Annotated in this window: 13 protein-coding genes; 7 read left to right on the top strand and 6 right to left on the bottom strand. The window is 72.3% G+C overall.

What is annotated here, in order from left to right:
- Nucleotides 1–130: 130 nt before the first annotated feature.
- On the bottom strand, nucleotides 131–706 hold the full coding sequence (locus tag ACIRPX_RS31005) for a TerD family protein (protein WP_404201389.1): 576 nt from the start codon (nucleotides 704–706) through the stop codon (nucleotides 131–133).
- Nucleotides 707–899: 193 nt separating this feature from the next.
- On the opposite strand from ACIRPX_RS31005, the gene arfB reads away from it, so the two are divergent.
- Nucleotides 900–1,328, top strand: a complete 429-nt coding sequence (arfB, locus tag ACIRPX_RS31010) for an alternative ribosome rescue aminoacyl-tRNA hydrolase ArfB (RefSeq protein ID WP_404201391.1) — start codon at nucleotides 900–902, stop codon at nucleotides 1,326–1,328.
- A 106-nt stretch (nucleotides 1,329–1,434) separates the two neighbouring features.
- Nucleotides 1,435–2,319: a sigma-70 family RNA polymerase sigma factor gene (locus tag ACIRPX_RS31015; RefSeq protein ID WP_404201393.1), complete on the top strand. Its 885-nt coding sequence runs from the start codon at nucleotides 1,435–1,437 to the stop codon at nucleotides 2,317–2,319.
- Nucleotides 2,320–2,440: 121 nt separating this feature from the next.
- On the opposite strand, the gene ACIRPX_RS31020 is transcribed toward ACIRPX_RS31015, so the two are convergent.
- Nucleotides 2,441–3,025 carry a flavin reductase family protein gene (locus ACIRPX_RS31020; RefSeq protein ID WP_404201395.1) on the bottom strand — a complete coding sequence of 195 codons (585 nt, stop codon included), beginning with the start codon at nucleotides 3,023–3,025 and terminating at the stop codon, nucleotides 2,441–2,443.
- A 345-nt stretch (nucleotides 3,026–3,370) separates the two neighbouring features.
- On the opposite strand from ACIRPX_RS31020, the gene cdgB reads away from it, so the two are divergent.
- Both cdgB and ACIRPX_RS31030 read left to right on the top strand, forming a co-directional pair.
- The gene (gene cdgB, locus ACIRPX_RS31025) at nucleotides 3,371–5,029 is read left to right on the top strand and encodes a diguanylate cyclase CdgB (RefSeq protein WP_404201397.1); all 1,659 of its coding nucleotides are present in this window, start codon (nucleotides 3,371–3,373) and stop codon (nucleotides 5,027–5,029) included.
- Nucleotides 5,030–5,150: 121 nt separating this feature from the next.
- Nucleotides 5,151–6,131 carry a CBM35 domain-containing protein gene (locus tag ACIRPX_RS31030; RefSeq protein ID WP_404201399.1) on the top strand — a complete coding sequence of 327 codons (981 nt, stop codon included), beginning with the start codon at nucleotides 5,151–5,153 and terminating at the stop codon, nucleotides 6,129–6,131.
- A 12-nt stretch (nucleotides 6,132–6,143) separates the two neighbouring features.
- Here ACIRPX_RS31030 and ACIRPX_RS31035 read toward each other — a convergent pair whose 3' ends face one another.
- From ACIRPX_RS31035 to ACIRPX_RS31045, 3 genes are all read right to left on the bottom strand, one after another.
- Nucleotides 6,144–7,073: a 1-phosphofructokinase family hexose kinase gene (locus tag ACIRPX_RS31035; protein ID WP_404201401.1), complete on the bottom strand. Its 930-nt coding sequence runs from the start codon at nucleotides 7,071–7,073 to the stop codon at nucleotides 6,144–6,146.
- Between the two features lie 113 nt (nucleotides 7,074–7,186).
- Nucleotides 7,187–8,371, bottom strand: coding sequence for an N-acetylglucosamine-6-phosphate deacetylase (gene nagA / locus ACIRPX_RS31040; protein ID WP_404201403.1), 1,185 nt, complete (start codon nucleotides 8,369–8,371; stop codon nucleotides 7,187–7,189).
- Nucleotides 8,371–9,312 carry an ROK family protein gene (locus ACIRPX_RS31045; protein WP_404201405.1) on the bottom strand — a complete coding sequence of 314 codons (942 nt, stop codon included), beginning with the start codon at nucleotides 9,310–9,312 and terminating at the stop codon, nucleotides 8,371–8,373. Before ACIRPX_RS31045 ends, nagA begins: the two co-directional genes overlap by 1 nt.
- A gap of 158 nt (nucleotides 9,313–9,470) precedes the next feature.
- Between ACIRPX_RS31045 and ACIRPX_RS31050 the strand changes: the two genes are divergently transcribed.
- The 3 genes from ACIRPX_RS31050 to otsB are packed head-to-tail and all read left to right on the top strand — an operon-like array spanning nucleotide 9,471 to nucleotide 11,850.
- The gene (locus ACIRPX_RS31050) at nucleotides 9,471–10,688 is read left to right on the top strand and encodes an extracellular solute-binding protein (RefSeq protein ID WP_404201460.1); all 1,218 of its coding nucleotides are present in this window, start codon (nucleotides 9,471–9,473) and stop codon (nucleotides 10,686–10,688) included.
- 32 nt (nucleotides 10,689–10,720) lie between these two features.
- A complete protein-coding gene (locus ACIRPX_RS31055) occupies nucleotides 10,721–10,954 on the top strand; it encodes a DUF3263 domain-containing protein (RefSeq protein WP_404201407.1) in 234 nt (77 codons plus the stop codon).
- 26 nt (nucleotides 10,955–10,980) lie between these two features.
- The gene (gene otsB / locus ACIRPX_RS31060) at nucleotides 10,981–11,850 is read left to right on the top strand and encodes a trehalose-phosphatase (RefSeq protein WP_404201409.1); all 870 of its coding nucleotides are present in this window, start codon (nucleotides 10,981–10,983) and stop codon (nucleotides 11,848–11,850) included.
- Here otsB and ACIRPX_RS31065 read toward each other — a convergent pair.
- Complete coding sequence (locus tag ACIRPX_RS31065) at nucleotides 11,838–13,238, bottom strand: trehalose-6-phosphate synthase (protein WP_404201411.1); 1,401 nt, start codon at nucleotides 13,236–13,238, stop codon at nucleotides 11,838–11,840. The genes otsB and ACIRPX_RS31065 overlap by 13 nt on opposite strands.
- Between the last annotated feature and the right edge of the window lie 79 nt (nucleotides 13,239–13,317).

The raw sequence follows: 13,317 nt of genomic DNA on the forward strand, positions 1-13,317 counted from the left end.
CCTGATCCCACGTCCGGCGACCCCGACCCGGCGCGGTTCAGGAGCGGGCGGCCCTCGTGCCGCGCCTCGGGGATCGAACACCGGAGCCCCCGGCCGTACGGCCGGGGGCTCCCGCTCGATGCGGCGTGCGTCAGACGCTCACGCCGAAGTCCTGGGCGATGCCCACCAGGCCCGAGGCGTAGCCCTGGCCGACCGCGCGGAACTTCCACTCCGCGCCGTTGCGGTAGAGCTCGCCGAAGACCATGGCCGTCTCCGTCGCCGCGTCCTCGGAGAGGTCGTAGCGCGCGATCTCGGTGCCGCCGGCCTGGTTGACGATGCGGATGTAGGCGTTGCGGACCTGGCCGAAGTTCTGCGAGCGGTTCTCCGCGTCGTAGATCGAGACCGGGAAGACGATCTTGTCGATGTCGGCCGGGAGACCCGCCAGGTTGACGTTGATCGCCTCGTCGTCGCCCTCGCCCTCACCGGTGCGGTTGTCGCCGGTGTGGACGATGGTGTTGTCCGGGGTCTGCTTGTTGTTGAAGAACACGAAGTGGGCGTCCGAGAAGACCTTGCCCTGCGTGTTGACCGCGATGGCGGAGGCGTCGAGGTCGAAGTCCGTCCCGGTGGTGGTACGGACGTCCCAGCCCAGGCCCACGGTGACGGCGGTCAGGCCCGGAGCCTCCTTGGTGAGCGAGACGTTGCCACCCTTGGACAGGCTTACAGCCATGGTTGGGAGTCCTTTCCCTTGTGTGTCGTACGGCAGGTGCGTGCCGGACGGGCAGTACGGCACGAAGCTACAGCTACCTGTATGAACGCCAGCAGGGGTACGGAAGGTTCCGCGTCTCTTTACTTTCTTTACCGAACTCGCGGTGAACGATATTCGCGTGACGTGTGCCAGTCAGCCGCGCGACGATGGGGGCATGTCCGGTCCCTATGTCGTCCGCGGCTCGGTCTCGCTGCCCGAGGCCGAGCTCATGTGGCGTTTCTCGCGGTCGTCGGGGCCCGGCGGGCAGCACGTCAACACCAGCGACTCGCAGGTGGAGCTGCGCTTCGACCTGGCGGGCACGCGGGCGCTGCCCGAGGCGTGGAAGCGGCGGGCGCTGGAGCGGCTGTCCGGGCGGCTCGTCGACGGCGTCGTCTCCGTCCGCGCCTCCGAGCACCGTTCGCAGTGGCGCAACCGCGAGACCGCCGCGGTCCGCCTCGCGGCACTCCTCGCCGAGGCGACCGCACCGCCGCCCAGGCCGCGCCGGGCGACCCGGATCCCGCGGGGGATCAACGAGCGGCGGCTGCGGGAGAAGAAGCAGCGTTCGGACACGAAGCGGGGGCGCTCCGGCCGGGACTGGCAGTGAGCACGGCCGGGCGTTCTTCTCGGTCGTAGTCCGTCCTCATGTCACATCCGCGGCCTCCGGTTCGTCACGTCGTCGGCAGGGAAACGGCGGGCGAGGAGCTGTGACGATGGACGAGAACGGAATTCCCGGCGCGGACGGCGCGCGCAACGCGGCGGAGAACGAATTCCTCGCCCGGCGCTTCGAATCGCACCGAAGCCATCTGCGTGCCGTCGCCTACCGCATGCTCGGCTCGGGCGTGGAGGCCGACGACGCGGTGCAGGAGGCGTGGTTCCGGCTGAGCCGTTCCGATACCCGGCAGGTGGAGAACCTCGGGGGCTGGCTGACCATGGTGGTCGGCCGGGTCTGCCTGGACATGCTTCGCACCCGCAAGTCCCGGGCGGAGGAGCCGCTGGAGACCACCGCGCCCGTGGTGGACGCCTCCGTCGCCGGACCCGAGCAGGACGCGCTGCTCGCCGACTCCGTGGGCGTCGCGCTGCTCGTCGTGCTGGAGACGCTCTCGCCCGCCGAGCGGCTGGCGTTCGTCTTGCACGACCTGTTCGCCGTGCCCTACGAGGAGGTCGGGGACATCGTCGGGCGCAGCCCGGTGGCGGCGCGGCAGCTGGCCAGCCGGGCGCGGCGCCGGGTGCAGGGCGCGGATCTGCCCGGGCGGGACCTGGTGCGGCAGCGGGAGGTCGTGAACGCGTTCCTGGCGGCGGCGCGGGAGGGCGACTTCGAGGCGCTGGTCGAGCTGCTCGACCCGGACGTCGTCGCGCGCACCGACGCCGGGGTCACCTCGGGGGCGCGGAGCGTGGCCAAGGGCGCGGCGAGCTTCGCCCACGTCGCGTACGTGGCGCGTCCCGCGCTGGTGGGCGGCGCCACCGGACTCGCGGTCTTCCTGGAGGACCGCCTCGACCGGGCCCTCGCCTTCACCTTCGTACGGGACCGGATCGCCGTGATCGAGATCGTGACGGCCCCGGAGCGCGTCGCCACGCTGGACGTGCGCCTGGTCTAGAGCCTGTGGTGCAGGTCCCGTCGTCCGCCCGGAGGGCGGGCGCGCCGGGCCCCGTCGGGCAGACGGGACGTCATGGGCGCACCCTGCTGCTGTCCCGTGCGGGTGACGGGGAACGGGCAGGTCAGCCCAACTGCCGGTAGCGGCCGCGGAAGTAGGCCAGGGGCGCGCCGCCGGCGCTCGGTACCGACGCCGTCAGCACCCGGCCGATCACCAGGGTGTGGTCGCCGGCCACGACCCGCTGCTCGGTGCGGCACTCCAGGGTGGCCAGCGCACCGCGCACCAGGGGCGCGCCGGTCGCCTCGCCGCGGGCGTAGGGGATGTCGTCGAAGAGCAGGCGGTCGCTGATGCGCCCCTTCATGGCGAAGCGGCCGGCGATGTGGCGCTGGCTCTCGGAGAGCACCGAGACCGCCCACAGGGGCTGTTCGTCGAGCAGGTCGTCCATGCGGGCGCCCGTGCGCAGGCTGACCATCACCAGGGGCGGGTCCAGGGAGACCGACATGAAGGACGTCGCCGTCATGCCGACGTCCTCGCCGCCCGGCGCCGACGGGTCGTCGGGGTCCAGCGGCGGCTCCTGTGCGGTCACCAGGACCACGCCCGCGGCCAGCCGGGACATCGCCGCGCGGAACTCGTCGTCGCTCACCCCCTCAGCATGCCCGGAGGCGGGCTGAGCAGTGATCGGGAATGCGGCAAGGGGAGTGTTCAGCACGCCGAAAACGCTAATCTCCGCTCTGCGCGGGCCGCATCGGGCCCCGGTCCCAGAATGGACCTAGGTCTGCGGACCGAGTCCGGGAAGGAGTGTGAAGGAGCACGTACCCTTGTGCATCATCCCCACATAGTCACAAAGTTTGCGTTCGGTAAACGCACAGGGAAAACGCAGAATCACCACTCAATTGTTCATCTTTAGCTGTGACTTGAGTCACAAGGGCCACTAATTGTTGACCCTGTGTACCGAGTGGGCAGCGCGCTGTGATTCAGTGGCTGGGAAGCTGCCAGGAACGATACGCCGATGAGAACCCTTGATTCACTGCGAGGTCTCGGGGGGAGGGCGAGCATGGAGACCGAGTCGGAGCCCTACGTCCGTCTTGCGACCCTGCGGCAACTGCACCAGGTCATGGCTGACATGAACACGGCCCGCAGCCTGGCGGACACCCTGCAGACGGTCGCGGACGGCGTGGTCAAAGGCCTCGGCTACGAGCTGGCGTGCGTCAACCTCGTCCGCCCCGACAGCGACCTCGTGGTCGCCGCCTTCGCGGGCAACGCGGCGGCGGAGGCGCTCATCACGGGCCGGGTCGGCTCCCGCGAGTCCTGGGAGCGCCGGCTGAGCATGGGCGAGCACTGGGGCGACCTGGTCTTCATATCCCACACCGAGGGCTGGGTCCTCGACGACGACGACGTCCCGCAGTGGTACACCGACGGGCCCGCGCCCCGCTTCGAGGACGAGTGGCACCCCTCCGACCGGCTGTTCGCCCCCATGTACATGCCCGGCGGTCCGGGCGGCTCCTGCGGTGAGCTGATCGGCGTCCTGTCCGTGGACCGGCCGCGCAACGGCCGCCGGCCGGGCGCGTGGGGCCGGGAAGCGCTCCAGATGTACGCGTTCCAGGCGGCCATAGCGATCAGCAATGCACGGCTTCGCGCCAACATGCAGCGCGCACTGGTCAGACTGGAGCGCGAGCAGCAGGCGCTGCGCGCCAGCGAGGAGAGCTTCCGTCAGGCCTTCGAGTACGCCCCCTCCGGCATGGCCATCGCCGAGATGGGCGGCGACCAGCACGGCCGGATCCTGCGCACCAACGACGCGCTGTGCCGGCTGCTCGGCCGCCCCGCCTCCGCGATGCGCCGCTACTCCTTCTCCGACCTGGTCCACCCCGAGGACATCGGCACGCTGCTGCGGACGTCCGCCGAGGGAGGGCGGGCGGAACTCAGACTCGGGCGCCGCGACGGCAGCTACGTCTGGGTGTCGCTGCGCAACAGCGTCGTCGCCGACGCCGCGGACGGCCCCCGCTTCCTCCTCACGCACGTCGAGGACATCGAGGAGCGCAAGCGCCGCGAGCTCCAGCTCGCCCACCGCGCCTCGCACGACTCGCTCACCGGCCTGCCGAACTCGGCCGAACTGCGTTCGCGGCTGTCCTCGCGCCTGTGCCACCGCCCCACCCACCCGGGCGCGCTGGAGTCCCTGGACGCGGCCTACGGCCACCCGGCCTTCGACGCGAACGGCCACGGTTTCGACTTCCGGCCGGGCGGCGGCGTCGAGGTGTTCGACGGCTTCGACCACCATGTGCACACCGCCGCGCCGGCCAACGACCACGACGACGGCACCAAGGGGCTCGCGGTCCTCTTCTGCGACCTCGACGGCTTCAAGTCGATCAACGACCGGTTCGGGCACAACGCGGGCGACGCGGTGCTCATCGAGGTCGCCCGGCGGCTGTCGCGCGGTGTGCGCGACGGCGACACGGTGGCGCGGCTCGGCGGGGACGAGTTCGTGGTGCTGGCCGACGGGCTCGGACGGGCCGACGCGCAGGACCTCGCGGTCCGGCTGCGCAGCGAGATCATCCAGCCGATCCGGGTCGACGGCCGGGCCATGCGCGTGGGTGCGAGTTTCGGCATCGGCTGGGCGCACTGCGGCATGACCGCGGACGAAGTGTTGAAGTCCGCCGACGAGCGGATGTACGTAGAGAAACGATCTCGTCCCAAACAGCACAGACGCGCGGGTTGATCACCAGGTCAGCGAGCCGATGCGACCCGAGTCACCCGTTTGGGGCACCGGGAGCGGGTAGGCTCGCCATTCTGACCCCACCGATCGCACCAGACCCGCACCTGCTGAGGAGTACCAAGGGATGACGTCCGGCAACAACGGCGCCAGCACGCCCGAGGACGACGACCCGTTCGGCTACCTCTATGCCGACGGGCAGGCCAACGGAGCCCAGCCGCCCTCCGGCGGCTACGGCTACCCGAACTCCGTCAACCGGGTGCGCGCGGTCGGCCAGCGGCAGTACGGCCAGCCGGCGCAGCAGACGGCCGCCCCCGGGCAGGTCCCGCAGCAGCAGGGCGCCTACGGCGCGTCCCCGCAGCAGGGCGCCTACGGCTCGCCGAACGCCCACTACGCCGCGCCGGAGACCCTGCCGGGCGGCGGCGCCCCCACGGCCCCCGTGCAGCAGCCCTCCTACACCGGCGGCGGCCGCGGCGGCGGCCCCAACACCAAGGGGCTGCTGATCGGCGCGATCGCGGTGGTCGCGGCGGTCGTCATAGGCATCGGCGTGGCGATGATGGGCGGCGACGACCAGAAGGACAAGGCGAGCGGCGACAGCTCCAGCGCGCCGTCCACCTCGCAGAGCTCGCAGCCGAGCCCCTCCAACAGCAACAGCGCCGCCGCGGAGGAGGACCTCCCGACCATCGACGCCAAGGCCCTGCGCCTGGACGGCGGCACCACGACCGCGTCGGACGTGAAGGGCGCGCAGGCGGACGGCGGGGTGTACGTCACCGGGTTCAACGCGGCCGGCGCGTCGGTCACCTGGACGGTCAACGGCATCCCCAAGTCCGGCAAGTACTCCGTCTACGTCGGCTACAGCGTGCCCGGCAAGGACGCCAGCGCCTCCCTGACGGTGAACGGCACGGCCTCCAACACGCCCGTCGACCTGAAGAACTGGGCGAACGCCGCCGAGGGCGACTACGCGAAGGGCTGGACGAAGACCTACAACTACATCCAGCTGAACAAGGGCACGAACACCATCAAGCTGTCCTGCGAGCAGGGCAACCAGTGCGACGCCCTGCTCGACCAGATGTGGCTCGTCAAGGGCTGGGTCAAGTCCGGCGGCTGAGCCGTCGGGGCGTCAGGCCGCGCTGACCTCCTGTGTCACCGCCACCCGCCCCAGCAGCTCCTCGTAGGCCCCCCGGTCGAATTCGCCGGCCGTCGCCGACAGGACCGTCGCCGCCGACAGGGCCACCGCGCGGGTGAGGCGCAAGGGCCAGGGGAGCCGTTCGACCAGGCCCGACAGGAGGCCCGCCGTCGCCGAGTCGCCGGCCCCCGTGGGATTGCCGTCCAGGCGGGCCGGGGGCGTGGCGCGCCAGCGGCCCTCGGGGGTCGCCGCCAGCAGTCCCTGCGTGCCGAGGGAGGCCACCACCGCGCGGGCGCCCCGGCGGCGGGCGTCCTGCGTGGCGCGCAACGGGTCGTGGGAGCCGGTGAGTTCGGCCAATTCGTCGGCGTTGGGCTTGATCAGGTCGGGACGGGCCGCGACGCCCCGCCGCAGCGGCTCGCCACTGGTGTCCAGGAGGACGGGGACGGCGGCCGCCTTGGCGGCCCGCACCAGGCCCGCGTACGCCCCCACCGGCACCCCCGGCGGCAGGCTGCCGCACAGCGCCACCGCGGACGCCGTCGCGAGCAGGTCCTCGTAGGCCTCCTGGAAGGCGGCCCACTCGGCGGGGGTGACGGTGGGACCGGGTTCGTTGAGCTGGGTGGTGTCGCCGGTCCGCTCGTCCACGAGCGCGACCGTGCGCCGCGTGCGGCCCTCGACCGGGACGAGCGCGTCCACCAGACCCGCGACCGCGGCCAGGCCGTCCTGGACCATGCGGCCCGTGGCGCCGCCCGTGAAGCCGGTGACCGTCACCTCGTGTCCCAGCTCCGCGAGCACCCGCGCGACGTTCACGCCCTTGCCGCCGGGCCGTTCGGTCACCTCGGTGACCCGGTGGGTGGAGTGCGGCTTGAGTGCCGGCAGGCGGTACGTGATGTCGAGAGCGGTGTTCAGCGTGACCGTGAGGATCACCTGTGCGACCTCCCCCGAAGATGGATCTGTCCGTCCGGAAGGGTGATCATGCCAAACGGACGGCGGCCGTCCCAGTCTTCCAGGACAACCGCCGCCCTCAACAGCTGGACAGATCACCCCAGTTGGGGATCGACCACCCATTCGCCCCGGCGCATCACGCCCTTGAGATCGAAGTGCGCGTCGAGGACCACCAGGTCGGCGTCCTTGCCGGGCTCCAGCGAACCGACCGTGTCGTACATGCCCAGCAGCCTCGCCGGGTTGGCCGAGGCCGCCGCGACCACGTCCTCGACCGGCAGGCCGTCCACGGTCACCGCCCGTTTGAACGCCCGGTCCATGGTGAGCGTGGAGCCCGCGATCGAACCGCCCTCCACCAGCCGTGCCACCCCCTCGCTGACCTCGACCTCCAGCGGCCCGAGCAGATAGCGCCCGTCGCCCGCCCCGGCCGCGTCCATCGCGTCGGTGATGAACGCCACCCGCCGCGCGCCCGCGTGATGGAACGCCAGCTGCAGGGAGGCGGGGTGCAGATGCGTGCCGTCGTTGATCAGCTCGACCGTGACGCGCTCGTCCTCCAGCAGGGCCGTGATCGGGCCGGGCGCCCGGTGGCCGATCTGCGGCATCGCGTTGAACAGATGCGTCGCGACCGTGGCACCGGCCTCGATCGCCGCCACCGTCTGCTCGTACGTCGCGTCCGTGTGCCCGACGGCCGCGATCACGCCGTGCTCGGCCAGCAGCCGTACCGCGTCGATGCCGCCCGGCAGTTCGGTGGCGAGCGTGACCATCCTGGCCCTGCCGCGGGCCGCGTCGATCAGCCTGCGCACCTCCGCCGGGTCCGGGTCGCGCAGCAGCGCCTCGGAGTGCGCGCCCTTGCGGCACGGCGAGATGAACGGGCCCTCGAAGTGGATCCCGGCGATCTCCCCCTGCTCGGCCAGCTCCGACAGCAGACCGGCCTGCTTGACCAGGAGGTCCATGTCGTCGGTGACGGTCGAGGTGACGAGGGTGGTGGTGCCGTGGGCGCGGTGCGCGTGGACGGCCCTCAGCACGTCGTCCGCCGGTCCGGAGAAGGCGGCTCCGCCGCCGCCGTGGTTGTGGATGTCGACGAAGCCGGGCACGATCCAGTGGCCGCGGAGATCGACGATCTCGGCGCTTTCGGAAGCCGTGCCGGCGATGCGGGTGCCGTCGACGATCACGCTGCCGTCGGCCACTGTGCCGGTGGGCAGTACGACCTGTGCGCCCGTGAGTACCTGCGGGTGCGTCGTGGTTGGTCGCGCAGTTCCCCGCGCCCCTGGGGGGGTTGCCATCAGGGCGTTACCTCCGTGCGGTCAGTGGTGGCTAGGAGATCCCAGGCCAGTAGTCCGGCGCCCAGGCAGCCCGCCGTGTCCCCCAGCGCCGCGGGGACGATCGACGGCAGTTTTTGGAAGGTGACCCGCCGTCGGACGGCGTCCCGCAGGGGTGTGAACAGGGTTTCCCCCGCCTCCGCGAGGCCGCCGCCGACGATGAGGGTGCGCGGGTCCAGCAGGGTGAGGGCGGTGACCAGCCCGTCGGCCAGGGCGTCGATCGCGTCCTGCCAGACCCGGACGGCGTCCGGGTCGCCGGACGCGACGGCCTTCGCGCAGTCCGCGGCGTCCGCGTCGGGGTCCCCGCAGGCCGCCGCCCACGCCTCGCTGACGGCCGCCGCGGAGGCGTACCGCTCCAGGCAGCCGGTCTGCCCGCACGGGCAGGGGCTGCCTCCCGGCCGCACGACGATGTGGCCGATCTCGCCGGCGAAGCCGTGCGCGCCCGCCTCCACCCGGCCGGCGATCCCGATGGCGCCCGCGATGCCGGTGCCGAGGGGGATGAACAGGAAGCGGTCGGCGCCCTTGCCCGCCCCGATCCGGCCCTCCGCGAGGCCGCCGGTCCGTACGTCGTGGCCGAGGGCGACCGGGACGCCGAGCCGGGCGGACAGCCTCGCGCGCAGGGGGACGTCGCGCCAGCCGAGGTTGGCCGAGTAGGAGGCGACACCCCGGTCGGCGTCGACGATGCCGGGGACGGCGACGCCGGCCGCGGCCGCGGGTTCGCCGAACCGCCCGGCGCCGTACGCGCTGAGCTCGGCGGCGAAGTCGAGGATGCCCTCGACGACCGCGTCCGGCCCGCGCTCGCGCCCGGTGGCTCGGCGGTCCTGGTGCAGCAGCTCGCCGTCGGCCGCCACCAGCGCGGCTTTCATCCCGGTGCCGCCCACGTCGAGGGCGATGACATGTCTCACGGGGGACAGTGTGGCCCCAGGACCCGCGAGAGGTCTAGTCCACTCACGTGGTGTAGACCTGTTGCGTCCATATGGTGAACAGCGAGACAGCAGGGTTGGGGTCACAAGCAGTGCAGCGGCGTAGGACAGGAACGATCGCGGCGGTGTCCGCTCTGGGCATGACGGCGGTCCTCGGTGGCTGCGGCCTCGGCGGCGGATCGGGGGACGTCACCCTGAGACTGGTGGCCGCGGACTACGGCGACTCCGCCGCCAACAGCTCCCGGAAGTACTGGGACGGCCTGGTCGAGGAGTACGAGAGCAAGCACCCCGACGTGAAGGTCGAGGTCAGCGTCTACTCCTGGAACGACGTCGACCGCAAGGTCAGGGAGCTGGTCGACGCCGGCGAGGAGCCCGACATGGCGCAGATCGGGGCGTACGCCGACTACGCCGACAAGGACCTGCTCTACACGGCCGACGACCTGCTCTCCATCACCGCGCAGGCCGACCTCGCCTCCCAGCTCGCCACCGCGGGCCAGGTCAAGGGCGTGCAGTACGGGATGCCGTTCGCGGCCTCCACCCGGCTGCTCTTCTACAACAAGACCCTCTTCAAGCGCGCCGGCCTCACCCCGCCGCGGACCTGGAGCGAACTCGCCTCCGACGCCGGGGCGCTCAAGCAGCGGGGCGTGAAGTACCCCTACGCGCTGCCGCTCGGACCCGAGGAGGCGCAGGCCGAGACGATGCAGTGGCTGCTGAGCGGCGGCGGTGGCTACACCGACGACCTCGGCACCTACGGCATCGACTCCGCGCAGAACGTCGACACCTTCGACTGGCTCAAGGACGACCTGGTCGACAAGGGCCTGACCGGGCCGGTCGCGCCCGGCAAGCTCAACCGCGCCGCCGCCTTCGCGGCCTTCGCCGACGGCGACGTCGGCATGCTCGACGGCCACCCCTCGCTGATGAAGATCGCCGCGAAGAAGGGCGTGAAGTTCGGCATGGTGCCGATGCCCGGCCCCGACGGGCGGAGCAGGAACGCGATGGGCGTCGCGGACTGGATGATGGCCTTCAGGAAGAACGGCCACGCCCAGCAGGTCGGCGACTTCCTCGACTTCGTCTACAGCACCAAGAACGTGCTCGCCTTCTCCCGCGAGTACGACCTGCTGCCGGTCACCACCTCCGCCTCCGAGATCATGAGCTCGGACCGGCGGGACGCCGATCTCAAGCCGTTCCTCGACCAGCTTCCGCTGTCCGAGCTGTACCCGGTCGGCAACACCTCCTGGGCGCAGGTCGCCGCGGCCGTCAAGAAGAACATAGGCAAGGCGGTCGCCCCCGACGGCAGCCCCGAGTCCACCCTCGCGCAGCTGCAGTCCACGGCCTCCCGCGCGGAGAACGCGCGGTAGGCGCTGTCGGTGCCGGGGGCTACGGTGCAGCCATGGACCAGGACCAGCTCGACGACCGGGAACGGGCCGTCCTCGCCCTGGAGCGCAGGGGCTTTCCGGGGCCGGGCGCGAAGGAGCGCGCCATCCGCGAGGAGCTGGGCCTGGCCCCCGTGCGCTACTACCAGCTGCTGAACGCCCTCCTGGACGACAGGAGGGCGCTCGCCCACGACCCGGTGACGGTGAACAGGCTGCGGCGGGTGCGGGAACAGCGGCGGGCGGAACGCTGAGGGGGCACCCCGGCTAAGGTCGCCCCATGGGCATCCCCGCGGACACGGACTCGACGCACTCCATGGACCCCCTGCCGACGCCTGCCACCCGGGCCGGCCGCGACGGACTCGCGGCGATCCTCGCCGGCCCCGGCAAGACGGTGGTCGGACTCGACTTCGACGGCACCCTCGCCCCGATCGTGGCGGACCCCGAGCAGGCCCGGGCACACCCGGAGGCGGTGCCGGCGCTCGCCGCCCTCGCCCCGAAGGTCGCCTCCGTGGCGGTCGTCACCGGCCGCCCGGCCGGCGTCGCCGTCCGCCACGGCGGCTTCGCGGGCGTCCCCGGACTGGAGCACCTGATCGTCCTCGGCCACTACGGCGTCGAGCGCTGGGACGCCGTCAGCGGCGAGGTCAGCGCCCCCGCCCCGCACCCCGGCGTCGCCGCCGTCCGCGCCGAGCTGCCCGGGGTCCTCGACCGCGAGGGCGCCTGGCAGGGCACCTGGGTCGAGGAGAAGGGCCGCGCCGTCGCGGTCCACACCCGCCGCGCCGCCGACCCGCAGGCCGCCTTCGAGGCGCTGCGCGCACCCCTGACCGACCTCGCCACGCGCCACGGCCTGATCGTCGAGCCCGGCCGCCTGGTCCTGGAACTGCGCCCGCCGGGCATGGACAAGGGCGTGGCCCTGCTGGAGTACGTCCGCGAGACGGGCGCCTCGGCGGTCCTCTACGCCGGCGACGACCTCGGCGACCTGCCCGCCTTCGCCGCCGTCGAGCGGCTGCGCGCCGACGGCGTGCCGGGTCTGCTGGTGTGCAGCGGCAGCGACGAGGTCACCGAGCTGCGGGAGCGCGCGGACCTGGTGGTGGACGGCCCCGCGGGAGTCGTCCGGCTGCTACGCGGACTGGCGGCTCAACTCTCCTGACCCCTCAGCGCGTTCAGCTGGTCCAGGAACCACTGCGCGGGCGGCAGCGCGGTCGCCGCCGCCACCAGCCGCTTCGTGCGCTCGGCCCGCTCCCCGGCGGACATGGTCAGCGCCTCGTGCAGCGCGTTCGCCGTCTCGACGACGTCGTACGGGTTCACGGTGATCGCGTCCTCGCCCAGCTCCGCGTGGGCGCCCGCCTCCCGGGAGAGCACCAGCGCGCACCCCTCGTCGGAGACCACCGGCATCTCCTTGGCGACGAGGTTCATGCCGTCCCGGATCGGGTTGACGAGGGCGACGTCGGCCAGCCGGTAGGCGGCCAGCGAGCGCGCGAAGTCGTCCTTGACGTGCAGCACCACCGGGGTCCAGCCGGGCGTGCCGTAGCGGGAGTTGATCTCCTCGGCCAGCCGCTGCACCTCGGCCGTGTAGTCCCGGTACACCGCGAGGTCCTGGCGCGAGGGGTAGGCGAACGCCACGTGCACGACGCGCTCGCGCCACTCGGGCCGGTCGTCGAGCAGCTGCCGGAACGCCAGCAGCCCGCGCACGATGTTCTTCGACAACTCGGTGCGGTCGACCCGTACGACCGTCCTGCGGCCCTCCCCGATCTCGGCCCTGAGCGCGGTCATCCGCTCGGCCACGTCGGCCTCGTGCGCGCGCCGGCGCAGGAAGTCCGCGTCCGCGCCGAGCCCGTGCACACCGACCTCGGTGCCGCCGAGGCCGCCCACCAGCTCCGTGCAGCACGCCGTGAACGCGTCCGCCCAGCGCCGGGTGAGGAAGCCGAGCCGGTCGGCGCCCAGCATGCCGCGCAGCACCTGCCCGGCGATGTCGTCCGGCAGCAGCCGGAAGTACTCCGCCGGCGCCCACGGGGTGTGCGAGAAGTGCCCGATCCTGAGGTCCGGGCGCAGCTCGCGCAGCATCCCGGGCACCAGGCACAGGTGGTAGTCCTGCACCAGTACGGCCGCGCCCTCGGCGGCCTCCTCGGCGAGCGCCTCGGCGAAGGCGCGGTTGTAGGTCTCGTACGACGCCCACCGGCGCCGGAACTCCGCGTCGAAGACCGGCTCCAGCGGGGTCTGGTACAGCAGGTGGTGGACGAACCAGAGCACCGAGTTCGCGATGCCGTTGTACGCGTCCGCGTGCACGGCGGCCGGGATGTCCAGCATCCGTACGCCGTCCTCGCCGACCCCGCGCCGCACCGCCTCGCGGTCGCCGTCGGACAGGGCCGAGCACACCCAGAGGGCACCCGCGTCGGGCCCGATCGCGGACAGGCCGGAGACCAGCCCGCCGCCGCCCCGCCTGGGGGACAGCGAGCCGTCGTCCTGCATCTTGTACGAGACCGGTCCGCGGTTGGACGCGACCAGCACCTGATGAGCAGCGCCGTGCGTGGAAGCCATAAGCCACAACCTAGCCAGGGCCGTAAACGCTCAAACGTTTGGTTGCCCCTCGCGGGTGGACCGTATACGGCGTGTGACC

Source organism: Streptomyces sp. NPDC101225 (assembly GCF_044767585.1).
In the GTDB taxonomy this organism is placed as follows: domain Bacteria; phylum Actinomycetota; class Actinomycetes; order Streptomycetales; family Streptomycetaceae; genus Streptomyces.